Genomic DNA, 22,381 nt, shown 5'->3' on the forward strand with positions numbered 1-22,381 from the left:
GCCGCGTCCTCCTAGCTCACCGGGCGACCCCGCCAGGCGAGCCGGCGCCGCTTCCGCAGATGGTACGACCGCAGGGTCAGCCAACCGAGGACCACGACCGACACGGGGTGGGCCAGCGCGTCGGGCCAGGCCCGCCCGCCGGTGGCCCGGGCGCTGACCACCCGTCCGGCCACTCCCAGGAGGTATGCGATGAGCGCAACCATCGACACCCGTGGTGCCGTCGCGGCAAACCCGACGGCGATCAGCGGGGGCGCGGTGAAGAGCAGGAGCAGCAGGGCCACCACCGCCGCCGCGGCGACCGGATGCCCGAACGAGGCCCAGAGCGACTTGGTGTAGCCGTCGCGCAGCTGCGGCCAGGTCTCGTACATCCGGCAGGTGGCCAGCTGAGAGCCGTCGGCGAGGGCGATCCGGAAGCCGGCGCGCTTCACCGCCCGGGCCAGCTCGATGTCCTCCAGGACCTTGTCGGCCACCGCCGCGTGCCCGCCTGCCCGCAGGTAGCCGGCCCGGTCCAGCACCAGGAACTGACCGCCCGCCGCGGCCAGGGACGGCCGCGGCGAGCGTTCCATCGCGCGCAGCGGCAGGAAGGTCAGCCACAGCCACTGCAACAGCGGCTGCACCAGTCGGTCGCCCGCCGCCCGCACCACGATCCGGGGGTACGGCGACAGCAGCGTCGCCTCCGCCGCGCGTAGCTCGGCCACCGCCGCCGCGACGGCGTACGGGGCGAGCACCACGTCGGCGTCGACGAAGGCCAGCACGGTCGGGGCCGGGTCGGTCCGGGTGGCGAGCTGCCAGCAGGCGTGCGGCTTGCCCAGCCAACCCGGTGGCGGGGCGACCCCGGTGAGCAGGGTGAGCCGCGGATCGTCGCCGGCCACCGCGCGGACCACGTCGGCGGTGCCGTCGGTCGAGCCGTCGTCGAGCACCACGATCCGCAGGTCCGGTACGCCCCGCTGGGCGAGCAGCGCGCGCAGGCACGGTGCCACCCGCCTGGCCTCGTCGCGCAGCGGCAGCAGCACCGCCACCGCCTCGGTCACCTCGACCGGGCCGGCGGCGGGGCGGCGCAGCCAGCGGGTGGTGTTGACCCAGCTGTGCGCGGTGAGCGCGGCGACCGCGGCGACCATGGCGAGAACAGCGCTCATGTCGCCGCCTCCCTGCGGTCGGCGACGCCGGGGCGGGGCGGGGCCGGGTGCGGCTGCCGGCGGTCGGCACGGGCGCGGCGCTCGCGCAGCAGCGCCACCGCCAGCGGCCCGGCGGCCGCCGCCATGCCGATCCCGCCCCAGATCGCCGAGGCCGGCAGCCGGAGGAAGACCGCGTGCGCCAGCACGCTGGAGGCGTACGTCCACAGGTAGAGCACGAACATCGGCGTGTCCCGCCGGCCGGTGCGGTCGACGGCCGGCCCGGCGAGCGGGCGCAGCGCCGCCGCCAGCAGCACCGCGAAGAGCAGCCAGCCGAGGTAGTTGCTGGCCGGGATGCCGGGCAGCCCGGGCAGGGCCGGGGTGGCGTTGCGCCATCCCCAGTAGCCCTCGGCCACCATCTGCGGGTCGAGGAAGAGGTCCCAGGCGGCCAGCCCGACCGCGGCCAGCGCGATCCGGCCGACGCGGTCCACCCACCCTGGTGCCTGCCGGTCTCCGGCCGGCCCGGGGGCAGGCTCAGTGAGCCGGACCGCGGCGAGCCAGGCCGGCCAGGCCATCCAGGTCCACGCCAGCGGGATGATCAACGGCACGCCGGCCAGCTTCGGGCCCAGCTCCCCGGAGTAGACGTAGCTGCCGAACGGGAAGCCGGTGGCCACCCCGAGCGCCTCGACGGCGAACCCGCCGCCGGTGGCCACCGCGACCAGCGCTACCGCGGTACGCGTACCCCGGCTGAGCAGCGCGTGGGCGACGGAGAGCAGGTAGCCGAGCACGACGGTGGCCACGGTCAGCCCGGCCCTGGTGGCGCCGGTGGTGAGCGGGTAGCAGACCTGGGCGAGGATCAGGACGGCCAGCAGAGCCCAGGGCAGCCGGCCGCGGATCACGTGGCCGGGCCGGGTGCGGCGTCCGGGCTCGGTGGGGGCAGCGGCAGGTCCCGGCCGAGCACCCCGAACGGCCGCTCGTCACCGGGGAAGTGGAAGTCGCGCAGGATGTCGACGAAGCCGAACCGGCGGTACAGCCGCCAGGCGCGGGACCGCTGCTCGTCGGCCTCCGGGGTGGAGAGCAGCACGGTCGTCCCCTCCGCCATGGTGAGCAGGGCGCGGAGCTGGCCGGCACCGAGGCCGTGCCCCTGCGCGGGCGGGCGGACGTGCAGCTCCACCACCTCGAAGGGGTGGGTGAGCCAGCGCCGCCGGGCCTCGGTGTCCAGCGCCCGGTGCACCTGGTCGTGCCACCACTGGCCGGCGGTGCCGAGGTAGCCGTACCCGAAGCCGGCCAGGTGTCCCTCGCTGGTGAGGCTGGCGACGGCGCGGAAGCCGGGGCGGCGGACGTGGGTGGCGATGTAGCCACGCCGGGCCTCCAGCAGGTCGGCGCGGTAGCCCATCGCCTCGCCGTAGACGGCCACCACGTCGTCCAAGCGCCGGACCAGATCGTCCGGCGTCCACCGCACCAACCTCATGCGCGTCCTCTCGCCGATTCCGGGTCGCCCTCGGCGGCCCAGCCCAGCACCGCGAGGTCGCCGACCACGTCGCACACCGCGAACCGCGCGAACAGCTCCTCCGCGTACCACCCCTCGGTGGGGGTACGCGCGATCACGGCGCGGTGCTCCGGGTGACGGTACGCGAACGCGACCAGGTCTGCCGCGTCGCGCCACACACTCACCGTGCCCTGCCAGCCCAGCGGCGCCTCGCCGACGCCGAACCGGGCGAGCAGCCCGGGCGCGGAGTGCAGGGCGGTGGCGACCGGCGGGACGGCCCGCCAGAAGGTGACCGCCCGGCGGGCCCGGAGCCGGGCCCGGGTCAGCGCCAGCACCGGACCGGTGCCCCGACCGGGATCGACCGGCGAGCCGGGGCGGTGGCCGCCGGACGGCTCGCCGAACGGCCGGTGGCCGGACCACTCACCCCGACTGGTCAGCGGACGCAGCTCCAGCCTGGCCGAGGAGCGGGCGATCCGGGCCCAGGACCGGCCGACCGGCGAGGTGTCGAAGCCGGCCGCCGCGGCGGGGGAGTCCCAGACCGTCAGGGCGGCCCACCGGGTCAGGTCGGCGTCGCCGGGGCCGAAGCCGGTGCCGGTCCCGGTGCCGAGCAGCTTGCCGAACCGTACGCCGGGGGTCCGGCGCAGCCGCGGCGGATGCGTTGCCATCCGGGCCAGCGCCCGAGGGACCGCCGTGCGGGGGATCCGCCACACGTGCAACGTGACGAGTCCGGGAGCGCTCACGCCACCGCTCCGCTCCGCTCCGCGGCGGCGCGAGGCGCCTCGCTGCTGAGCTCGATGGTTCGCTCGCTCCGCTCGCTCACGCCACCTCGGTGGGGGTGCCGGCGGTGATCCGCAGCAGCTCCGCGTAGGTGCTGGGGAAGACCGCCCGGGGCACGCCGCCGGCCGCCCACACCTCGTCGTACTCCCGCAGCGCGGTGTCGACCAGGGTGCGCAGCGGCTGAGGGTGGCCGACCGGGGCGACCCCACCGATCACCTGGCCGGTGTGCCGCTTGACGAACTCCGGGGTGGCCCGGCGCAGCCGGGTGACCCCGAGGGACGCGGCCAGGCCGGCGGTGTCCACCCGGTGCGCGCCGGAGGTGAGCACGAGCAGTGGTGCGTCGTCCGCGTCGAAGATGAGCGAGTTGGCGATGGCGCCGACGCTGACGCCGAGCGCCTCGGCTGCCGCCGCGGCGGTGTGCACCGCCTCGGGCAGCAGGCGGATTCGGCTCGCCGCGCCGGAGCCGTTACGCGCGCCCGCGTCGTCGAGCGCGCGCTGCACCGCCTGCACGTTCGGGTGTACCGCCTGCATGTCTGGCTGTGACTGCATGTCGCTCATTCTGCTTCCTGCCCCGTTCCTCAGCACACCCACCCGGGCGAGGCGCAGGGCGGGGGTGGTTCGCCCGTCGCCGAGTAGACACTGTCTACGGATCTCCGGTAGACAGCTGTCCGGTGACCCGCCCGGGCTCGTCGGTCGCCCACGCCTGTCGGCTCTGGTCGCCCACGCCTGTCGGCTCTGGAGGAGGCGAGCGCGTGTCGCCGCACCGGTGAGACGGCGGAGCGGTCCGGGGTCGCACCACCCCCAGGTCAGGGGGCGGTCGCGGCAGCTGCCCCGAACGTGTGCGGTGGTCGGGCGGCGCGGGCGGTGATGAGGGCCTCGATGCCGTCGAGGATGCGGGCGAGGCCGAAGTCGAGGGCCTGGTCGCCGGCGTCCTGGGCGGCGGCCGAGCGCAACGCGGCGTCGAGCGCCGGGAAGCGTTCCTCCCGGCCCCGCAGCAGCGCGGCGAACCCGGATTCCCGGACCTGTCCGGGCGCCTCGGTGGTGGTCGCCGCCGCGTGCTGGGCCAGGTTGCGGGCGTGTCCGACCAGGAGCACCGCGACGTCGAGCTGCTCGTCGCCGGTCAGGCCGGTGCCGGTCAGGGCGGCGACGACCCGCTCCAACCAGGCCAGCTCGTGGGGGCCGGGCAGCCGGGGGCCGACCGTCGCCGCGTTGGCCCACGGGTGGCGGCGGAACCGGTCGAACAACTGCCGGGCCCAGTCGTCGAGCTGCCCGCGCCAGTCCGCGCCCGCCGGGGGCGGAGGCGGTTCGCCCATCGCCGCCTCCAGCATCAGGGCGACCAACTCCGCCTTGCCGGGCACGTATCGGTAGAGCGCCATCTTGGTGACGTCCAGCGACTCGGCAACCCGCTGCATGGTCAGCCCGTCGAGCCCCTCGGCATCGGCGATGGCGATGCCGGCCCGGGCGATCGCGGCCAGCGTGAGGGTGGGGCGGGGCCCGCGCCGGGGCCCGCTGGGCGTGCCCCAGAGCAGCTCGTACAGCCGCCGGTTGTCGATGCCACCGGTCTCCACGATCACCTCTCTTGTGCCCGGACAAAAACTGTGTCTACGATACTCTGTATCCGACGGACACAGTTTCTATCTCGGGGGAAATCATGTCTCTTCCGCTGCGCGGCTCGCGCGTGCTCGTCTCCGGTGCCGGGGTGGCCGGCCCGGCGGTGGCCTGGTGGCTGGCCCGCTACGGGGCCGAGGTCACCGTCGTCGAGGTCGCCCCGGCGCTGCGGACCAGCGGCTTCGCCGTCGACTTCCGGGGGCCGACCCACCTCGGCGTGCTGGCCGCCATGGGCGTGCTCGACGAGCTGCGCGCGGTGCAGACCCACGCGGGCGCGATGAGCCGGGTGGACGAGCACGGTCGGGAGATCTTCCGGCTGCCGTCCGAGTTCGCGGGCGGCGAGCTGGAGGTCCGCCGCCGGGACCTGTCCCGGATCCTGTACGAGCGCGGCGCCGACCGGGTGGAGTACTTGTTCGGCGACCGGATCACCGCGCTCACCGAGACGGCCGACGGGGTGCGCGTCGACCTCGCCCGGGCCGGCTCCCGCACCGTCGACCTGGTGGTCGGCGCGGACGGGCTGCACTCCGGGGTGCGCCGGCTCGTCCTCGGCCCGGAGTCGGCGTACGTCACCCACCTCGGCTACCACCTGGCCGGCTGGGACCTGCCCAACGACCGCGGCTTCGACGCCGTTCCCCGGCAGTACAACGTGCCCGGGCGGATGGCCAGCGTCGCCGCCGACCAACGCGACCCGAGCCGGGCGGGCGCCTTGGTGGTCTTCGCCTCGCCCCGGCAGGACCACGACCGGCTCGACGTCGACCGGCAGAAGGCGCTGATCGCCGACGCCTTCGCCGGGCTGGGCTGGCACGTGCCGCACCTGCTGGCCGGCCTGCGCGCCGCGCCGGAGCTCTACTTCGACGCCATCGCCCGGGTGCGCGTACCCCGCTGGCACACCGACCGGGCCGTGCTGCTCGGCGACGCGGCGTGGGGGGTGACCCTCGGCGGGATGGGGGTCGGCACCGGCCTGGTCGGGGCGTACGTGCTCGCCGGCGAGCTGGCCCTGGCCGGCGGGGATCCGCGGGTGGCCCTGCCCGCGTACGAGCGGCGGATGCGCGGTTACGCGTCCCGCTGGCAGCGCGGCGCCAACCCTGGCCACTTCCTCGCCCCGGCCAGCGGGTGGGGCCTGTGGCTGCGCGACCGGCTGCTGTCCGCCCGCCCGGTCCAGGCGATGCTGGTGCGCGGCACCGGCTCGCTGGCCACCGACGCCGGCCTGCCCGACTACGCGGTGCGGGTCTGAGCCGCCGGCCGGGTGCCGGGCCAGGTCGGGGTGGCCTGGACCCGGCCGGCGGCGTCCACCAGCAGGGCCGCGTACCCGTCCAGGGTGGCCAGCCAGTCGAGCGCGTCCGCGCCGCGGGCGACGGCCGCGGTCGCGTACACGTCGGCCCAGAGCAGCTCGGGGCCGACCACGGTGACCGACCGGACGGCCTCGGCGGGCCGGCCGGCGTGCGGGTCCAGGATGTGCGCGCCGCGCCGGGCGGTGCCCGAGGTGGCGACCGCGCCGCGCGCCCGCTCGACGACGTCGAGCATCCGGTTGGGGCGATCGGGGTCCTCGATCCCGATCCGCCAGGCCGGCCGGCCCGGCGCGGTGCGTAGCAGCACGTCCCCGCCGGCGTTGAGGCAGAGGTCGTGGTCGGGCAGGTCGGCCAGCCACCGGGCGGCCCGCTCCACCGCCCACCCCTTGACCAGGCCGGACGGGTCGAAGCCGACGCCGCCGCCGGGCAGCGGCAGGCGCCGCGCGTCGAACCACCCGCCGGTACGGGTACGGGCCAGCTCGCAGAGCGCCACCACCTCGCGCACCACCGGCTCGGCGGTGGCCGGGTCGGGCACCGCGCCGCCGAGCCGGCCCAGCCCGCTCTCCGGCCGGTATGTGCTGAACACCGCGTCCATCTCGCGCAGCTCGGCGAAGACCCGCTCCACCCGCTCCGCCACCGCGTCGGTGCACACCCGCGGGCCGCGCAGGTGCACGCTCACCGGCAGCCCCATCACCTGCACCACCCAGGCCCGCCGGTCCGGCTCGACGGTCCGGTCCGTCGTCGCCGTCCCGCTCATTTCAGGTGCGCCGTGTCGATGGCGGACTGCAACGACTCCCGGTAGCCGTCGCTGGTGACGGTGGCGCCGGAAACCGTGTCGATCCGGGCACTCTGCGCGGCCAGGGCCTCCTGTCGCAGGATCGGCACCGCGTAGTCGTTGATCTCCTGGTCCCGGCGGTTGCCGTCCGGCACCCGCACGGCGGCCACGTCGGTGATCTTCCCGCCCGAGACGGTGATCCGGACCTGCACCGGACCCCACCGGGTCTGCGTCACCGACCCGGTGGCTGTGCCGCTGGACGACCCGTTCGACGGGCCCGACCCGGTGGAGTCGGCGGTGGAGCCGTCGTCCGTGCCGCTCCAGGAGCTGCCGGCCGAGCCGTCGGCGATCGCGCTGCTCTGCCCGCCCGGGCCCATCGTGCTGGTCCGGTAGCTGAACAGCAGCATCAGCGCGGCCACGGTGGAAAGCAGCCAGAGGGTGATGCGCCGCACGGATCCTCCTTTCGCGCCTGTCACCAGATTGCCACCCGCGAGCCCGGCCGTTCAGGGCTGGGGATGGCCTTCCTGCTCTCAGCCATGATCGTCACCTTTGGTAAGATGTGTCCTATGAGGACGGCGTACAAGTGCCGGGCGTACCCGACACCCGAACAGGCGGTTGTGCTGAACCGCACGTTCGGGTGCGTGCGCGTCGTTTGGAACCGGACCCTCGCCGCCCGCCACGCCCGCTGGCACGCCGAGCGCAAGGGCACCTCGTACGCCGAAACTGACCGGGCGCTGACCGAGATGAAGAACCTGCCCGATCTGGCGTTCCTCAACGAGGTGTCGTCGGTGCCGCTGCAACAGACGCTGCGGCACCAGCACAATGCCATGACCGCGTTCTTCGCGAAGCGGGTTCGGTACCCCCGGTTCAAGTCCCGCCACGGCCGGCAGTCCGCCTCCTATACCCGGTCCGCGTTCCGGATGCGCGATGGGCATCTCAGCCTCGGCAAGACCCCCGGCACTCTGGCGTTCGTCTGGTCGTGGCCGAACATCGACCCGGCCACCCTCGACCCGTCTACCGTGACGGTGTCGCGAGACCCGGACGGCCGTTGGTACGTCACCTTCGCCGTTGACGTCGATACCTCGCCGGCTCCCGAGCCGACCGGCCAGGTCGTCGGCGTCGACCTCGGGCTGACCGACTTCGCCGTCCTGTCCACCGGCGGACGCATCCCCCACCCGAAGCACATGGAACGCCGGGAGCGCCGACTCAAGCGGTACCAGCGGATGATGGCCCGCAAGCAGCGCGGCTCCAACAACCGGGCCAAGGCCAAGCAGAGGGTCGCCCGCTCGCACTCCCGGGTACGTGATGCCCGCCGGGACTTCCTCCACAAGGCCAGCACCGCTCTGGTGCGCCGGTTCGACGCGATCGCGGTGGAAGACCTCGCCGTGGCGAATATGGTCCGTAACCGCGGTCTCGCCAAGGCAATCTCCCGCACCGGCTGGGCCGAATTCCGGCAGCTGTTGACCTATAAGGCACACCGCGACGGCCGGCACCTGGCCATCGTCGACCGCTGGTACCCGTCCAGCAAGACCTGCTCGGCGTGCGGGCACCTGCTCGCCAGACTCTCGCTCGGAACGCGTCATTGGACGTGTCCGAGCTGCGGCACCCGGCACGACCGGGACGTCAACGCCGCCAAGAACATTGCCGTCGCCGCCGGGCTGGCGGAGACGATAAACGCCTGCGGAGCAGACGTCAGACATGGGGGGCCTCCTTCCGTGCGGTCTGCGATGAACCAGGAACTCTCTCGGGCGACCGGGGGAATTCCCGCCCTTTAGGGGCGGGAGGATGTCAACAGGCGAAACGTTCGTCGTGGAGGTGCGCGTCGGGAACCCCTGCCGCGCGGGCTGCGGCGCTGGCGGCGTCGATCCAGCCGTCCGGCCCGCAGAGGAAGACGTCGTGACCGGCGATGCCGGGAGAGAGCCGGCGCAGGGCCTCCGCGTCGGACAACCCCTCGGCGTACGCCGGCAGCCACGTCGGGCGCTGCGCCCGCGGGCCGACCAGGTAGTGCACGACCAGCCCGCGCTCCGCGGCGAGCTGGTCCAGCTCCGCCCGGAAGGCCAGGTCCTCGGGGGTACGCGCGCGGTAGAGCAGCACCGCCTCGCCGGGGGCGTACGGCAGTTCCCAGAGCAGCGCCAGCAGCGGGGTGATCCCGACCCCGCAGGCGAGCATGGTGATCCCGCCGCCGCGCCAGTGCTCCCCGGTCAGCCGCCCGTACGGCCCCTCGACCAGCACCTTCGTGCCGGGGCGCAGGGTGGCCACCCGGGCGCTGTCGTCGCCGAGATCCTTGACGGTGATCCGCATCAGGTCCCCGTTCGGCGGCGCAGACAGCGAGTACGGGTGCGCCCGGGACCAGCCGGGGCCGTCGAGGAACCGCCAGAGGAGGAACTGCCCGGCTCGGGCGGGCAGCCGGTGCAGGTCGCGTCCGCGCAGCCAGACCGAGGTGACCCCGGGCGCCTCGGGGACCACCGCGGCCACCTCGATCCGGTGCCGCAGCGACCGCCAGGCGGGCAGCCCGAGCCGGTAGACCAGCACGCTGGCCAGCGCCAGCAGGTAGACCGTCCACCAGTAGGCGCGGGCGGCCGCCGAGCCGACGAAGTCGGCGCCGGTCCAGAGCTGGTGCGGCAGCGCCAGCGCGATGCCGAGGTACGCGTACAGGTGCAGCAGGTGCCAGGACTCGTAGCGCAGCCGGCGCCGGGCCGCGCGGACCGAGGTCACCACCACCAGCACCAGCAGGGCCAGCGCCGCGGCGGCCAGCAGCATCCCGGGGTACGTGACGACCAGGTCCCAGGTCTCGGCCAGCACGCCTCTCCGGGCGGTGCCGGCGTACCCGAGGGTGGTCAGCACCACGTGGGCGAGCAGCAGGTGGAAGGAGGTGAAGCCGGCGAGCCGGTGCCAGCGGGCTATCCGGTCCTGGCCGAAGCGCCGCTCGATCAGCGGCACCCGGGCCATCAGCACCACCTGGATGAGCATCAGGTCGGCGCTGACCAGCCCGGCGAGCCGGCCGAGCGAGGTGAGGCCGGTGGCGAGGCCGCCCAGCAGCTCCTGCACCCCGCGGTCGGCGGTCCAGAGGGCGGTGACCACCAGCAGGCTGAGCACCGCGGCGCTGCCGGCGACGTCGGCCCACCAGGCGGGAGCGGCCGGCAGGGTGCGGCGCACGGCCCGCCGGCCGGCGACGGCGGCGGTCACCGGACGGTCTTCTCGATATGGCTGACGTTCACGGCGTCAACCCTGGGCCGGAGAACTCGGTGTGCCCTATGCCGATGCTGTGTCCCGCCTGAGAATCCCTCGATCGTCCGGCGTGTCGCCGCCGACCCGCTGGGCGGTCGGCGGTCGGCGCGTCGGTACGTCACACGTTGCATTTTCGTCGGAGGGGGGGTGTACTGTCAGGGCAGTTAGAACGAGTGTTCGATTCAGTCGTACGCTCGTTCCAACGTCCGGGAGCGGTGTTTCGCGGCGCCGGCTCCCGGGAGGTGCGGTTCCGCAGACCGCACCGGGCTCCGGACGGTCGCGAGTCCGGACCCGTCAGGCAGGATCGTCGCCCGCCGCCCACGACCCCCGGGCGGCGGGCGACGGACCCGCCGGTACGCCGGCCGGGTGTGGTGTGGGGAAGCGTCCACACCCGGCCGGCCCCCACCCGGGTGCGTCTTCCTCCGCACCACCCGCTCCGGGCGTCCCGCCGGTGGATCCGATCCGCCGCGCGGCCCGCCCCGCCCCGGCCCACGCGGAGGAGAGATCATGCCGACCAGTCCGGCCCAGGCGCCCACGGTGCCCGCGCACGTGCTGCCGCACCGCACCCCCGCCCAACTGCTCGCGGTGGCCCGCCACGGGCTGGCCGAGGCGACCCGGACCCGCCCCGACGGCCTCCGGTACGCCGCCGCCCACCTCGCGGCGCTGCGCGCCGCCGCCGCCCTGCTCGCCGCTCGCGCCCGCCCCGCGCCCACCCGCCGCAACCGGATCACCAGCGTCTGGATCCTGCTCGCCGCCGTCGCCCCCGAGCTCGACGAGTGGGCCAACTACTTCGCCGCCGGGGCGAGCAAGCGGGCCGCCGCCGAGGCCGGCATCCCCCGGGTGGTCACCGCCCGGGAGGCCGACGACCTGCTCCGCGCCGCCGAGCAGTTCGTGGCCGTGGTGGAGACCGCCCTCGGCCTGGCGCACCAACCGGCGCTCGACGGCCTGCACCGGCCACTCCGGCTCGGCGTGTCTGACGCCACGCCGCGACCCGGAGCAGCCGCCGCCTGACCGGGCGGCGTCCGTCCGGCCACCCGACGGGGAGGCGGGTGGCCGGACGCGCCGTGCCCGGTCCGGCGGTGTCCGCCGCACTTGGAGATCCAGCACCACCACGGGGGTCGGTACCCGTGGGCGACACACGACAGGGGGTAGGTCGGATGGCGGGCCGCATGGTGGTCGGTTCCGCCGCCCTGGCCGAACTGGTGCGCCCGGCGAGCGCGCCCGACCCGGCGGGCGGTCACCGGGTGCTGCCCGTCCGGCCCGAGCTGACCGGGCTGCTGCCCCATCGTGGGCTACGGCGCGGCAGCACCATCGCGGTCGGTGTCGGGCAGCCCCGGCGCAGCGGCGGGACGTCGCTGATCCTCGCCCTGCTCGCCGAGGCGTCCCGGGCCGGCTCGTGGTGCGCCGTGGTCGGGGTGCCCACCTTCGGGGCCGGCGCGGCGGCCGAGGCCGGGATCGCCCTGGACCGGCTCGCCCTGGTGCCGCACCCCGGGCCCGAGTGGCCCACCGTCGTCGCCGCGCTCATCGACGGGGTCGACGTGGTGGTCACCGCCGTGCCGGCGGCGGTCTCCGCCTCCGTCGCCGGCCGGCTGGCCGCCCGGGCCCGGCAGCGCGGCAGCGTGCTCGTCCCGTACGGCCGGTGGGACGGCGCGGACGTCACGCTCCAGGTGGTCCGGGGGGTCTGGGAGGGGCTCGGGCCGGGCCGGGGGCGGCTGCGCCGCCGGGAGGTGACCGTCTCGGCGCGCGGGCGGGGCGCGGCGGCCCGCCCCAAGGAGATCAAGGTCTGGCTGCCCGGCGACGAGCTGACCCGGGTCATCCCGCGGGCAACCGGCACCGCCGCCCGCACCACCCCGCCCCGGCTCCGCGCGGTGGCGCCGTCCACTCCGGCTGCCCGGTCCCTCACCGTGGTCGGGTCGGCATGACCGGTGCGCCGGTGCGGACCCTGCTGCTCTGGTGCCCGGACTGGCCGGTCCTCGCCGCCGAGATCGTCGACGGGGTGCCCGCCACCGACCCGGTCGCGGTGCTGCACGCCAACCGGGTGGTCGCCTGCTCCGAGCGGGCCCGCGCCGAGGGCGTACGACGAGGACTGCGCAAGCGGGAGGCGCAGGGGCGCTGCCCGCAGCTCACCGTCGTCGACCACGATCCCGGCCGGGACGCCCGGGCGTTCGAGCCGGTGGTGGCCGCCGTCGAGGAGGTGGCCGTCGGGGTCGAGGTGATCCGTCCCGGGTCCTGTGCGCTGGCCGCCCGGGGGCCGAGCCGTTATCTCGGCGGGGAGGCGGCGGCGGCCGAGCGGATCGTCGAGCACGTCGCCCAGACCTGTGCGGTGGAGAGCCAGGTCGGCATCGCCGACGGTGTCTTCGCCGCCGGGCTGGCCGCCCGGGACGGGCGGATCGTGCCGCCCGGCGGGGCCACGGAGTTCCTGGCCGCCCTGCCCGTCGAGGCACTCGGCCGGCCTGCCCTGACCGATCTGCTACGCCGGCTCGGGGTGCGTACCCTCGGCGACTTCGCCGCGCTGCCCGCCGGCGACGTGCTGGCCCGGTTCGGCTTCGACGGGGCACTGGCCCACCGGCTCGCCGCCGGCCGGGACCACCGGCCGCTCGCGGTCCGGCAACCCCCGGCCGACCTGACGGTCACCGCCGAACACGACGAGCCGATCGACCGGGTCGACGCCGCGGCGTTCGCCGCCCGGACGCTGGCCGAGCAGCTGCACGAGCGGTTGGCCGCGTACGGGCTGGCCTGCACCCGGCTCGGCATCGAGGCGGTCACCGCGCACGGCCAGGAGCTGCACCGGGTCTGGCGGCACGACGGCCTGCTCACCGCCGCGGCCATCGCCGACCGGGTCCGCTGGCAGTTGGACGGCTGGCTCTCGGGGAGCAACGGTCGGGGCGGCGCCCGCCCGGCCCGCCCGACCGCCGGGATCATCCGGCTGCGGCTGGTGCCGGACGGGGTGCTCGCCCAGGCCGGCCTGCAACCCGGGCTGTGGGGGGAGACCGGCGAGGAGCGGGAGCGGGCGCACCGCGCGTTGAGCCGGGTGCAGGGCATCCTCGGCCCCGAGGCGGTGGTCACCGCCGTGCTCGGCGGCGGGCGCTCCCCGGCCGACCAGGTACGCCTGGTGCCGTGGGGCGACGAACGACTGCCCGCCCGCCCCGGCGAGCCGCCCCTGCCCGGTGGGGTGGTGCGGTCGGGTGGGGCGGTGCCGGTCCCGCCGTGGCCGGGGCGGCTGCCGCCGCCCGCGCCGGCCGTGGTGCTGCCGGCCCCTCTTCTCGCCACCGTGCACGACGCCGCCGGTGAGCCGGTCGTGGTCAGCGCCCGGCTGGCGGTGAGCGCCGCGCCCGCGCGACTGGTCGTCGGCACCGGCCGACCGGCCGAGATCGTCGGCTGGGCCGGCCCGTGGCCGGTGGACGAGCGCTGGTGGGCGCCGGCCGAGGCCCGGCGTCGGGCCCGGTTCCAGGTCTGCCTGGCCGACGGTGCCGCCCTGCTGCTCGCGGTCGAGGGCGGCCAGTGGCTGGTGGAGGCGATCTATGACTGAGCCCCTCGCCCCCGCTGCACGGCCGGTCCCGGCCCAGCGGCGCGCGGACCCGCCGCGCCGGACACGACCCGTCGGACGCTACGAACTTGATGACGTGAACGAATCGCCGCCCATCTCCGGCCCGCTGATTCAGCTACGCCACCATGTTCGTAGGCCACCGCAGGTCGTCTGCCGTCCGGCGATCCATCTGCGTCATCAAGTTCGTAGGCGGCGACCAGCCATCCGCCACCTGACAGCGACCCAGCGCGGAAAGGCCGGGGCGAAGCGCTGCGAGATCTCGTGGCAGGCCGGGCGAGGGGTAGGGCGGTGAGCTTCCACAATCCGAACCTGCCCTGGTCGGAGCTGGAGCGGGTGCTCTCCGGGCGGTCCGGCGACGGAAAGCCCGGCAAGGGGCGGTCCCGGGGTGAGCGGCACCTGCACGTGGTGGACCCCCTCGCGGTGGACGCCGACGGCGGCGACTCCCCGGCGTGGAGCCGCAAGCGGGACCACTACCAGCCGCCCGAGCTGCCCCGCCCGGACGACGTGGTGCCCTACGCGGAGCTGCACGCGCACTCCAACTTCAGCTTCCTCGACGGTGCCAGCCACCCCGAGGAGCTGGCCGAGGAGGCCGTCCGGCTGGGGCTCACCGCGCTCGCCGTCACCGACCACGACGGCTTCTACGGCGTGGTGCGGTTCGCCGAGGCGGCCCGCGCGCTGCACCTGCCGACGGTCTTCGGCGCGGAACTCTCCCTCGGGCTGCCCGGCCCGCAGAACGGGGAGCCCGATCCGTACGGATCGCACCTGCTGGTGCTCGCCCACGGCCACGAGGGGTACGCCCGGCTGGCCGCCACCATCTCCCGCGCCCAGCTGCGCGGCGGCGAGAAGGGCCGCCCGGTCTACGGCGAGTTGGAGGAGGTCGCGGCGGAGCTGCGCGACCACGTGCTGGTGCTCACCGGCTGCCGCAAGGGGCACGTGCCCGCCGCCCTGCTCACCGAGGGCGTCGACGCCGCCGCCCGGGAACTGGACCGGCTCGCCCGGCTCTTCGGGCCGGAGACGGTGGCGGTGGAGCTGACCGACCACGGCCACCCGATCGACGCCGACCGCAACGACGCGCTGGCCGAGCTGGCCGCCGCGGCGGGGCTGCCCACGGTCGCCACGAACAACGTGCACTACGCCACCCCGGGCCGGCGGCGGCTGGCCACCACCGTGGCCGCGGTGCGCGCCCGGCGCAGCCTGGACGAGATCGACGGCTGGCTGCCCGCCGCCGGCACCGCCCATCTGCGCAGCGGCGCGGAGATGGCGGCGCGGTTCGCCGCGTACCCGGGGGCGGTGGCGCGGGCCGCCGAGTTCGGCGCGGAGCTCGCCTTCGACCTGCAACTCGTCGCGCCGCAGCTGCCGGCGTACCCGGTGCCGCCCGGGCACACCGAGATGAGCTGGCTGCGCCAGCTGACCATGGACGGCGCCCGGGAACGCTACGGCCCGCCCGAGGCGCACCCGGAGGCGTACGCGCAGCTGGAGCACGAGCTGCGGATGATCGAGGAGCTGGGTTTCCCCGGCTACTTCCTGGTGGTCTACGACATCGTCACCTTCTGCCGGGAGCAGGACATCTACTGCCAGGGCCGGGGCTCGGCGGCCAACTCGGCGGTCTGCTACGCGCTGCGGATCACCAACGTGGACGCGGTCCGGCACCGGCTGCTCTTCGAACGGTTCCTCGCCCCGGAACGCGACGGCCCGCCCGACATCGACGTGGACATCGAGTCCGACCGCCGGGAGGAGGTGATCCAGCACGTCTACGCCCGGTACGGCCGGGAGCACACCGCCCAGGTCGCCAACGTCATCTCGTACCGGCCCCGGTCGGCGGTGCGGGACGTGGCCAAGGCGTTCGGCTTCTCGCCGGGGCAGCAGGACGCCTGGAGCAAGCAGATCGACCGGTGGGGCTCGGTCGCCACGGTGGACGTGGCGGACATCCCCGAGGAAGTCATCGCGTACGCCAACGAGCTGCAGAGGTTCCCCCGGCACCTGGGCATCCACTCGGGCGGCATGGTGATCTGCGACCGGCCGGTGATCGAGGTCTGCCCGGTGGAGTGGGGGCGGATGCCCGGCCGCAGCGTCCTGCAGTGGGACAAGGACGACTGCGCCGCCGTCGGGCTGGTCAAGTTCGACCTGCTCGGCCTCGGCATGCTGTCGGCGTTGCACTACGGCTACGACATGATCGGGTCCAGGCTCGACCTGGGCGACATGACCCTGGACGACCCCGAGGTCTACGACATGCTCTGCCGGGCCGACTCGGTCGGGGTGTTCCAGGTGGAGAGCCGCGCCCAGATGGCCACCCTGCCCCGGCTCAAGCCCCGCGAGTTCTACGACCTGGTGGTGGAGGTGGCGCTGATCCGTCCCGGCCCGATCCAGGGCGGCTCGGTGCACCCGTACATCCGGCGCAAGAACGGCCAGGAGCCGGTGACGTACCCGCACCCGCTGATGCGCAACGCGCTGGAGAAGACCCTCGGCGTGCCGCTGTTCCAGGAGCAGCTCATGCAGCTCGCCATCGACCTGGCCGGCTTCGACGCGGCCGGGGCCGACCAGCTGCGCCGGGCGATGGGAGCGAAACGCTCGGTGGAGCGGATGGCGCAGATCGCCGACCGGCTCTACGCCGGGATGGCCGAGCGGGGCATCACCGGCGAGCTGGCCGACGACGTCTACCGCAAGCTCACCGCCTTCGCCAGCTACGGCTTCCCGGAGAGCCACGCGATGAGCTTCGCCTACCTGGTGTACGCCAGCTCCTGGCTCAAGCGCTATCACCCGGGCCCGTTCCTGGCCGCCCTGCTCAACGCCCAGCCGATGGGCTTCTACTCGCCGCAGACGCTGGTCGACGACGCCCGCCGGCACGGCGTCGAGGTACGCCGGCCGGACATCAACGCCAGCGGCGCGAAGGCGGTGCTGGAGTCCACCCCCGAAACCCGGTGGGGGAGCCAGCCGGGGGAGCCGCCGCACGCCTGGGGGCTGGGCGGCCCGGCGGTCCGGCTCGGGCTGGGCAGCGTACGCACCCTCGGCGACGACGTGGCCGAGCGGATCGAGGCGGAACGGGCGGCGCACGGGCCGTACCGCGACATGCCGGACCTGGCCCGGCGGGCCGGGCTGACCGCCGCGCAGCTGGAGGCGCTGGCCACCGCGGACGCCTTCGCCTGTTTCGGGCTGGCCCGGCGGCAGGCCCTCTGGGCCGCCGGCGCGGCGGCCCAGGATCGGCCGGGCCGACTGCCCGGCACGGTGACCGGCGCGGCCCCGCCCACCCTGCCCGGGATGGAGGCGGTGGACCGGCTGGTCGCCGACGTCTGGGCCACCGGCCTGTCCCCGGAGAGCCATCCGGCCCGGTTCATCCGGGACCGGCTGGACACCCTGGGTGCGGTGCCGATCGCCCGGCTCGGGCAGGTGGAGCCGGGGCGGCGGATCCGGGTCGGCGGGATCGTCACCCACCGCCAGCGGCCGGCGACCGCGGGCGGGGTCACCTTCCTCAACCTGGAGGACGAGACCGGGATGCTCAACGTCACCTGCTCCCCGGGGCTGTGGCAGCGCTACCGGCGGGTCGCCCGCACCAGCGGGGGGCTGGTGGTGCGGGGCCGGTTGCAGCGGCACGAGGGCGTCACCAGCCTCACCGCCGACCGGCTGGACGCGATCGACCCGCCGGTCACCCCGGCCTCCCGCGACTTCCGCTGACCCGGCTCAGCCGGCGAGGGCGGTGAGCGCGGTACCGGCGCTGCCGAGCAGCCCGACCAGCACGATCCGCCGGAACACCACCGGGTCGATCCGGTGGAACAGCAGGTTCCCCAACCACCAGCCCAGCGGCACGGCGGGGAGCGCCACGAGGGAGATGCGCACCAGGTCGGCGTGCACCTGACCGGTGAGCAGGAACCCCGCCAGCCCGACGAGCCCGGTGCCGGAGAAGGTCGCCGCCAGCGTCGCCCGGAAGGTACGCGGGTCGTAGCCGAGCGAGTGGAACGCGGCGACCAGCGGCGGCCCGTTGGTGCCGGTGGCGGCCGTGAGCACGCCGACGAGCACCCCGACCGCGCCGAGTCCGACCGGACCGGTGCGGATCCGGGTGCCGCTCCAGACGAGCGCGACGCAGCCGAGCACCACCACCACGATCAGCGCGCTGAGCAGCCGTTCCGGCGCGTACGCGAGCACCAGCAGGCCGGCCGGCAGACCGAGCAGGGCGGCCGCGTTGAGCGCCGCCGCCACCCGCCACCGGGCGAACCCGCGCTCCCGGACCGCCACCGTGAGGGTGAGCCCGATGCCGGTCAGCGCGGAGAGCACGATCGCACTGCGGGGGTCGATCGCGGCGGCCAGCAGCGGCACGGTCAGCATCGCGTACCCGAAGCCGCTGACCGCCTGGGCGAAGGCCCCGAGTAGCACGATGCCGAAGACGGTGAGCAGGACGACCACCCGCTCAGCCTGATCCGGTCGGCGGTGAGCCGGCGACAGGCCCACTTCGTGGAGATCTTCGCCACATCGGCCCGGTCGCGGGCATGTCGTGGGCCACATTTCCGTTCCAAGGATCGACGGGCCGGAGATACGGTCCGCCGGCGTGGGCAGAGTGGCCCACGCAGGAAAGGTGGAGAACGATGACGGGGAGCAACACCTACCACGGCGTCGCCAACGCCCGACGCACCCGACTCGGTGCGGACTGGGTCCCGGCGCACGACACCGACGTGCACGAATACCCGGTGACCGACGGGCCGGTGGCCAACGCCCGCCGCTCCCGCGCCGAGGAGGACCCCGCCGGAGGCGGCGACTCCTGACCCCGGTGCCGCGGGTGACTAGGCTCGGCGGGGTGGAGCAGACCCGAACCCTGACCCCCCGTACCGCCGTGATCTGGGCGGTGCTCCGGGCCGAGCTGGACCGCCGGGCCGGCGAGCAGCTCACCGTGCTCGACGTCGGCGGCGGGACCGGCGGCTTCGCCGTCCCGCTCGCCGAGGCCGGCCACCGGGTCACCGTGGTCGACGCCAGCCCCGACGCGCTTGCCGCACTGACCCGCCGGGCCGCCGAGGCCGGGGTCGCCGACCGGGTACGCGCGATCCAGGGCGACGGCGACGCGCTCGCCGGGCTGGTCGAGCCGGCCACCGTCGACCTGGTCCTCTGCCATTCCGTGCTGGAGGTGGTCGACGACCCCGCTCCGGTGGTCGCCGCGCTGGTGGCCGCCCTGCGCCCCGGCGGTGCGGCCAGCGTCCTGGTCGCCGGCCGGGCCGCCGCCGTGCTGACCCGGGCGATGAACGGTCACCTCGACGTCGCCGCCGCGCTGGCCGCCGACCCGGACGGCAGCGCCGGCCCGCGGGACACCCTGCGCCGGCGGTACGACGCCGACGGTGCCGCCGCCCTGCTCGCCGCCGCCGGGCTCGTCGTCGAGGAGATCCACGGCGTACGGGTCCTCGCCGACCTGCTTCCGGCCGCGGTGGCCGACGGTCAGCCGGCCGCCCTGGTCGAGCTGGAGCGGGCCCTGGCGGCCCGGCCGCCGTACCGGGACCTCGCCGCCCAGCTGCACCTGTTCGCCCGCCGTCCGGCATGACCGGCCCGGCGGCGGATCCGCTCGACCCGATCGCCCCCCGCTACGGCGGCGGCAGCCTCGCCGACGTCCTGCCCAGCGCCCTCGCGGTGCTCGGCGTCCCCGGCGCGGCCGACCTGCTCGGCCTGGGGCCCCGGCTGGCCGGGGTACGCCGGATCGCCGTGCTGCTGGTCGACGGACTGGGCTGGTACCAGATCCCCACCGCCGCCCCGTACGCCCCGACCCTGGCCGGCCTGGCCGCCACCGTCGGCGTCCCGCTCACCTCCGGTTTTCCCTCCACCACACCGACCAGCCTGGTCAGCCTCGGCACCGGCACCCCCTCCGGCGTGCACGGCGTGCTCGGCTTCAAGGTCCGGGTCCCCGACACCGACCGGGTGCTCAGCCACATCGAGTGGACCGGCGATCCGGAGCCGCTGCGCTGGCAGCCCGTCCCGACGCAGTACGAGCGGGCCCGCGCCGCCGGGCTCGCGGTGACCGTGGTCAGCCGCCCCGAGTACGGCGGCAGCGGGCTCACCCTGGCCGCGAACCGGGGCGGCGACTACCGGGGGGCGTCCGACGCCGACGCGCTCGCCGGGCAGATGCTCACCGCCCTCACCGCCGGCGCCGGGCCGGCCCTGGTCTCCGGGTACCACCCCGACCTGGATCGGCACGGGCACCTGAGCGGGGTCGACTCCGCGCCCTGGCGGCTCGCCGCCGCCGAGGTGGACCGGCTGCTCGCCCGGCTGGTCGACGGGCTGCCGCCGGACGCCGCGTTGCTGGTCACCGCCGACCACGGCCAGCTCAACGTGCCGGCCGCCCACCGGATCGACCTGGACACGGACCCCCGGCTGCGCGCCGGGATCCGGGTGGTCGCCGGCGAACCCCGGGTCCGGTATCTGCATGTCGAGCCGGGGGCCACCGCCGACGTGGTGGCCGCCTGGTCGGCGGTGCTCGACGGTGCCGCCCGGGTGATGGCCCGGGACGAGGCGGTGGCCACCGGCTGGTTCGGGCCGGTGCCCGAGGAGCATCTGCGCCGGATCGGCGACGTGGTGGTGGTCTGCCGGGGCACGTACGCCGTGGTCGCCACCCGCTCGGAGAAGCCGATCGAGTCCCGGCTGGTGGCGTACCACGGCGCGGACACCGCGGCCGAGATGACCATCCCACTGCTGGTCGTCCGCGGCTGACCCCGTGGCGGGGCGGCGGGACGGGGAGAGTGTCGGGGTGGGGGGCTAGCCTGCGGGGATGGGTCGCAGTCAGTCGTTGCCTCGGGGCGGTGATCCGCGTTTCGGGCCGGACGCCGACGACACCGGCTGCCTGATCCTGCACGTCGACATGGATGCCTTCTTCGCCTCGGTCGAGGTGCGCCGCCGGCCCGAGCTGCGCGGCCGGCCGGTCGTGGTGGGCGGGATCGGGCCGCGTGGGGTGGTCAGCTCGGCCAGCTACGAGGCCCGGCGTTACGGCGTGCGCAGCGCCATGCCCACCGCCCGGGCCCGGGCGCTCTGCCCGCACGCGGTCTACCTGCCGCCGGATTTCGCGCAATACTCGGCAGCCTCCCGGGCGGTGATGCAGATCTTCCGGGACGTCACCCCGCTGGTCGAGCCGCTCTCGCTGGACGAGGCGTTCCTCGACGTGGCCGGCGCCCGCCGGCTCTTCGGGTCCCCGGCCCGGATCGCCCGGCTGATCCGCCACCGGGTCGCCGAGGAACAGTCGCTCACCTGCTCGGTCGGCGTGGCGTCGAGCAAGTTCGTGGCCAAGCTGGGTTCCACCCGGGCCAAGCCGGACGGTCTGCTCGTGGTGCCCGCCGCCCGGGTGCTCGACTTCCTCCACCCGCTGCCCGTGGCGGCGCTGTGGGGGGTGGGGGAACGCTCCGCCGAGGCGCTGCGCCGGCTCGGCCTGAACACGGTGGGCGACCTCGCCGAGGCACCGGTGGGCATGCTCCGCCGGGCGGTCGGCGAAGCGTCCGCGACCCACCTGCACGAGCTGGCCTGGGGTCGGGACCCGCGCCGGGTCTCCCCGGAGCACGTGGAGAAGTCGATCGGGGCGGAGGTCACCTTCGACACCGACGTCACCGACCCGACGGAGATCCGCCGCGCCCTGCTGGCGCTGGCCGAGAAGGTCGGCACCCGGCTGCGCGCGGCGGGCCAGGTGGGGCGCACCGTGTCGCTCAAGGTCCGGTTTGCCGACTTCCGCACGGTCAACCGCTCCCGCACCCTCACGGTGCCGACCGACACCGCGCGGGAGATGTTCGACACGGCCTGGACGCTGTGGACCGCTCTCGCCCCCGGCGAGCCGGTCCGCCTGGTCGGCGTACGGATGGAGGGGCTGGCCGCCGCGGAGGAGACGCCGCGCCAGCTCACCCTCGGCGCGCCGGAGCGTGGCTGGCGGGAGGCGGAGGCGGCGGCGGACGCGGCGGCTGCCCGATTCGGGCGGTCCGTCATAGGTCCGGCCAGTCTTCTCCGGAGGCGCGATCCGCAACGTGTCGAAAAACCGGCCCGGCCGTAGGTCGTCCCGCTTTCCGACGCGCGAGCCCCCTCGTAGACTTGCGGGTAAGCAGCCGGTTGGCTGCCACGGTCTGTCGACCCGCCCGGGTCGACCAACGTGACCGGGGAGGAGTGCCGTGCCGCTCTCGGAGCACGAGCAGCGGCTGTTCGAGCAGATCGAGCGGTCGCTTGCCGAGGACCCCAAATTCGCCTCGGCCGTGCGCGCCAGCGACCCGCGTTTCCACGCGCGGCGTCGCCTGCTCGTCGCTGCCGGCGTGGTCATCGCTGGTCTGGCCCTGTTGATCTACGGTGCCGTGATCAAGACGCCCCCGCTGGCCGTGGCGGGCTTCGTCGTCATGCTGGCCTCACTGGGCTACGCGGTGCAGTCGCACCGGCGGTCCCAGTCGCCCGACCTGCACGTGGTGGGGGGTACGACGAGCCGCGGGCGTCCCCGTGGCCGGACCGGCCGGCGGGGTTCATTCCTCGATCGGATGGAGGATCGCTGGCGGCAGCGCCCCGAGGGGCATCGCTGACCACGTCCCGCCGCTGACGCGGGCTTGCACGCGACGGCGCGTCCCGGAACCA

Annotated in this window: 21 protein-coding genes; 11 read left to right on the forward strand and 10 right to left on the reverse strand. The window is 75.3% G+C overall.

Annotated elements, in window-relative coordinates:
• Positions 1 to 11: 11 nt before the first annotated feature.
• From ACNAVT_RS11340 to ACNAVT_RS11365, 6 genes are all read right to left on the reverse strand, one after another.
• Positions 12 to 1,136 carry a glycosyltransferase gene (locus ACNAVT_RS11340; RefSeq protein ID WP_416295358.1) on the reverse strand — a complete coding sequence of 375 codons (1,125 nt, stop codon included), beginning with the start codon at positions 1,134 to 1,136 and terminating at the stop codon, positions 12 to 14.
• Complete coding sequence (locus tag ACNAVT_RS11345; RefSeq protein ID WP_416295360.1) at positions 1,133 to 2,011, reverse strand: carotenoid biosynthesis protein; 879 nt, start codon at positions 2,009 to 2,011, stop codon at positions 1,133 to 1,135. Before ACNAVT_RS11345 ends, ACNAVT_RS11340 begins: the two co-directional genes overlap by 4 nt.
• Entirely contained in the window at positions 2,008 to 2,583 is a 576-nt protein-coding gene (locus ACNAVT_RS11350) for a GNAT family N-acetyltransferase (protein WP_416295362.1), read from the reverse strand. The genes ACNAVT_RS11345 and ACNAVT_RS11350 overlap by 4 nt, the downstream gene beginning before the upstream one ends.
• Positions 2,580 to 3,341 (reverse strand): monooxygenase, encoded by a 762-nt coding sequence (locus tag ACNAVT_RS11355; RefSeq protein WP_416295363.1) that lies wholly within the window; start codon positions 3,339 to 3,341, stop codon positions 2,580 to 2,582. The genes ACNAVT_RS11350 and ACNAVT_RS11355 overlap by 4 nt, the downstream gene beginning before the upstream one ends.
• 76 nt (positions 3,342 to 3,417) lie before the next feature.
• The gene (locus ACNAVT_RS11360; RefSeq protein ID WP_416295365.1) at positions 3,418 to 3,927 is read right to left on the reverse strand and encodes a YbaK/EbsC family protein; all 510 of its coding nucleotides are present in this window, start codon (positions 3,925 to 3,927) and stop codon (positions 3,418 to 3,420) included.
• Between the two features lie 257 nt (positions 3,928 to 4,184).
• Entirely contained in the window at positions 4,185 to 4,946 is a 762-nt protein-coding gene (locus ACNAVT_RS11365; RefSeq protein WP_416295366.1) for a TetR/AcrR family transcriptional regulator, read from the reverse strand.
• A gap of 83 nt (positions 4,947 to 5,029) precedes the next feature.
• Here ACNAVT_RS11365 and ACNAVT_RS11370 point away from each other — a divergent pair, with 83 nt between their 5' ends.
• Positions 5,030 to 6,220: an FAD-dependent monooxygenase gene (locus ACNAVT_RS11370; protein ID WP_416295368.1), complete on the forward strand. Its 1,191-nt coding sequence runs from the start codon at positions 5,030 to 5,032 to the stop codon at positions 6,218 to 6,220.
• Here the strand turns inward: ACNAVT_RS11370 and ACNAVT_RS11375 are convergent.
• Entirely contained in the window at positions 6,202 to 7,032 is an 831-nt protein-coding gene (locus ACNAVT_RS11375; RefSeq protein ID WP_416295370.1) for an FAD:protein FMN transferase, read from the reverse strand. The two genes, ACNAVT_RS11370 and ACNAVT_RS11375, sit on opposite strands and share 19 nt — an antisense overlap.
• Positions 7,029 to 7,502: an FMN-binding protein gene (locus tag ACNAVT_RS11380; protein ID WP_416295371.1), complete on the reverse strand. Its 474-nt coding sequence runs from the start codon at positions 7,500 to 7,502 to the stop codon at positions 7,029 to 7,031. The genes ACNAVT_RS11375 and ACNAVT_RS11380 overlap by 4 nt, the downstream gene beginning before the upstream one ends.
• A 114-nt stretch (positions 7,503 to 7,616) precedes the next feature.
• Between ACNAVT_RS11380 and ACNAVT_RS11385 the strand changes: the two genes are divergently transcribed.
• Entirely contained in the window at positions 7,617 to 8,825 is a 1,209-nt protein-coding gene (locus tag ACNAVT_RS11385) for an RNA-guided endonuclease InsQ/TnpB family protein (protein WP_416295373.1), read from the forward strand.
• A gap of 13 nt (positions 8,826 to 8,838) precedes the next feature.
• Here ACNAVT_RS11385 and ACNAVT_RS11390 read toward each other — a convergent pair whose 3' ends face one another.
• Entirely contained in the window at positions 8,839 to 10,236 is a 1,398-nt protein-coding gene (locus ACNAVT_RS11390) for a ferric reductase-like transmembrane domain-containing protein (RefSeq protein WP_416295374.1), read from the reverse strand.
• A 549-nt stretch (positions 10,237 to 10,785) separates the two neighbouring features.
• On the opposite strand from ACNAVT_RS11390, the gene ACNAVT_RS11395 reads away from it, so the two are divergent.
• The 4 genes from ACNAVT_RS11395 to ACNAVT_RS11410 all read left to right on the forward strand — a co-directional run bounded on the left by ACNAVT_RS11395 (position 10,786) and on the right by ACNAVT_RS11410 (position 17,494).
• A complete protein-coding gene (locus ACNAVT_RS11395) occupies positions 10,786 to 11,289 on the forward strand; it encodes an SAV_6107 family HEPN domain-containing protein (RefSeq protein ID WP_416295376.1) in 504 nt (167 codons plus the stop codon).
• 146 nt (positions 11,290 to 11,435) lie between these two features.
• A complete protein-coding gene (locus ACNAVT_RS11400) occupies positions 11,436 to 12,200 on the forward strand; it encodes a hypothetical protein (protein ID WP_416295378.1) in 765 nt (254 codons plus the stop codon).
• Complete coding sequence (locus tag ACNAVT_RS11405) at positions 12,197 to 13,807, forward strand: DNA polymerase Y family protein (protein WP_416295380.1); 1,611 nt, start codon at positions 12,197 to 12,199, stop codon at positions 13,805 to 13,807. The genes ACNAVT_RS11400 and ACNAVT_RS11405 overlap by 4 nt, the downstream gene beginning before the upstream one ends.
• 306 nt (positions 13,808 to 14,113) lie before the next feature.
• Positions 14,114 to 17,494: an error-prone DNA polymerase gene (locus ACNAVT_RS11410; RefSeq protein ID WP_416295382.1), complete on the forward strand. Its 3,381-nt coding sequence runs from the start codon at positions 14,114 to 14,116 to the stop codon at positions 17,492 to 17,494.
• Positions 17,495 to 17,500: 6 nt separating this feature from the next.
• Here the strand turns inward: ACNAVT_RS11410 and ACNAVT_RS11415 are convergent, their stop codons facing one another.
• Positions 17,501 to 18,220: a sulfite exporter TauE/SafE family protein gene (locus tag ACNAVT_RS11415; protein ID WP_416295384.1), complete on the reverse strand. Its 720-nt coding sequence runs from the start codon at positions 18,218 to 18,220 to the stop codon at positions 17,501 to 17,503.
• A gap of 179 nt (positions 18,221 to 18,399) precedes the next feature.
• Between ACNAVT_RS11415 and ACNAVT_RS11420 the strand changes: the two genes are divergently transcribed.
• From ACNAVT_RS11420 to ACNAVT_RS11440, 5 genes are all read left to right on the forward strand, one after another.
• Positions 18,400 to 18,576, forward strand: coding sequence for a hypothetical protein (locus ACNAVT_RS11420; protein ID WP_416295386.1), 177 nt, complete (start codon positions 18,400 to 18,402; stop codon positions 18,574 to 18,576).
• A gap of 14 nt (positions 18,577 to 18,590) precedes the next feature.
• Positions 18,591 to 19,340 (forward strand): methyltransferase domain-containing protein, encoded by a 750-nt coding sequence (locus tag ACNAVT_RS11425; protein WP_416295388.1) that lies wholly within the window; start codon positions 18,591 to 18,593, stop codon positions 19,338 to 19,340.
• Entirely contained in the window at positions 19,337 to 20,500 is a 1,164-nt protein-coding gene (locus tag ACNAVT_RS11430; RefSeq protein ID WP_416295390.1) for an alkaline phosphatase family protein, read from the forward strand. Before ACNAVT_RS11425 ends, ACNAVT_RS11430 begins: the two co-directional genes overlap by 4 nt.
• 58 nt (positions 20,501 to 20,558) lie before the next feature.
• On the forward strand, positions 20,559 to 21,818 hold the full coding sequence (locus ACNAVT_RS11435; RefSeq protein ID WP_416295392.1) for a DNA polymerase IV: 1,260 nt from the start codon (positions 20,559 to 20,561) through the stop codon (positions 21,816 to 21,818).
• Between the two features lie 115 nt (positions 21,819 to 21,933).
• Positions 21,934 to 22,329 (forward strand): DUF3040 domain-containing protein, encoded by a 396-nt coding sequence (locus tag ACNAVT_RS11440; protein ID WP_416295394.1) that lies wholly within the window; start codon positions 21,934 to 21,936, stop codon positions 22,327 to 22,329.
• Positions 22,330 to 22,381 lie beyond the last annotated feature (52 nt).

Source organism: Micromonospora sp. SL4-19 (genome assembly GCF_047921475.1).
In the GTDB taxonomy this organism is placed as follows: Bacteria; Actinomycetota; Actinomycetes; order Mycobacteriales; family Micromonosporaceae; genus Micromonospora.